The organism is Synechococcus sp. R70.1 (assembly GCF_047461675.1).
Taxonomy (GTDB): domain Bacteria; phylum Cyanobacteriota; class Cyanobacteriia; order Thermostichales; family Thermostichaceae; genus Thermostichus.
On the sequence record NZ_JANSHR010000023.1, the window covers coordinates 1 to 1,418 of the forward strand.

Consider the following 1,418-nt stretch of genomic DNA (forward strand, 5'->3'; position numbering starts at 1 on the left):
ATGTGTACACCCTGGAGGCCTTGCCTGAGCTCACTCCCGCCCAGAAAGCGCTCCAGCAGGGCTGGCTGGGATCCCTTCTGGCTCAAGAGTAAGCAGGAGGTAGCAATGCTTTAAAATCTTCCTAGCTGTTCACAACTCCTGAGTTAGGTTAAAGAAAATAGGATCAAGGGAAGATGACTCTGCTTTTAGGTCTTCTAATTGGATTGGCTATTGGTTTCTGCCTGGGCGTTTATACCTGTAGGCTCACTCAAAGAGCTAATAGTCAGTTACTGGATGAGATTCTAAGAAAGTTACAAGCTGATCTTGAGGGCTTCAAACTTCATATCTCAGAAAGTCTGTCCGAAAGTTACCAAAACTTCCTTCAGCATTTAGCTGAGTACAGAAGTCAGCTAGTTAAGAACATAAGTAACCAGCAGAATATCCTGAGCAGGCTATTAGAAAGTACAGAAAAAATTTCCCAGAATCTAAGCTCAAGTTCTAGCCTTCAAAAGACGAAGGAAACTAACGAGCGAACTGCTGGCGCGCGACTCAAGAGTTTGCCGCCAGGGACGATTAGCCGTGAACAGGTGAAAATAGGGGTATTTCTGTGGTCTAGGAACATAAGGATGAAGAACCTGATCCCATCTAGTAAAAAAGCCGATGCAGAAGGAGAACTCGATAACAAGCTGAACTGGATATCAAACCTTATGGGTCAGAGGTACTCGCTGATCGAGAAGCTGTACAAAGAAATTAAATCTGGCATTGGAGAAGAAAAGGCCTTAACTCTTTGCTTAAAAGGCAACTCCCCGGAAGTGATAAGTTATAGCTGCCAACTTGCTTCCACTCTACATAAGGTTAATTTCTTAGAGGAATATAACTACTCAAAATCCTCCAAAAACCTGAGGGTAAAGCTAAGCAAGTCTCCAGAGGCAATCAAGTTCCTATCTGGAGATTGGCTGGAGAGATATGTCAAACAGCAACTGATCAAGTTTGCTAGAGAGCAGGGACAGAAGATCGATTTTTCCTACATCGCAAATGCGGAAGTTACTTTGCCCGACGGTAGCGACTTTGAGATCGATCTCTTCTTCCACATTAACGACCGATTCTACTGGATAGAGTCGAAGACCGGCAGCTATAGAGACTGTATAGAGAAGTACTCTTGGCTCGCCTCCGAAATGGGTCTCGGCCCAGATCAAGTCTTTCTGGTCTTGGTAGATGTTGATCAAGAGACGAGAAGTAGGATCTACTCCTCCTATAATCTTTCAGCTATTAGTGTCGAGGAGGTTGAGTCTCTGCTGTACAGAATTGTGAGGAGGTAGGCCCAGTCTAAGCTACCACCTTGACAGCCTGCTCCATACACCACCAGGGATCCTCCGCAAAAGCCGGCATGGGCGTGCTGCCCGCCTTGCCCAAGATGGCCAGCCGAACTTCCCGATCCA

The 1,418-nt window shown here is 46.0% G+C and carries 1 protein-coding gene; it reads left to right on the forward strand.

What is annotated here, in order from left to right:
* Window positions 1-173: 173 nt before the first annotated feature.
* A complete protein-coding gene (locus tag NW807_RS02610) occupies window positions 174-1,298 on the forward strand; it encodes a hypothetical protein (RefSeq protein ID WP_414425218.1) in 1,125 nt (374 codons plus the stop codon).
* The last annotated feature ends 120 nt before the right edge of the window (window positions 1,299-1,418 follow it).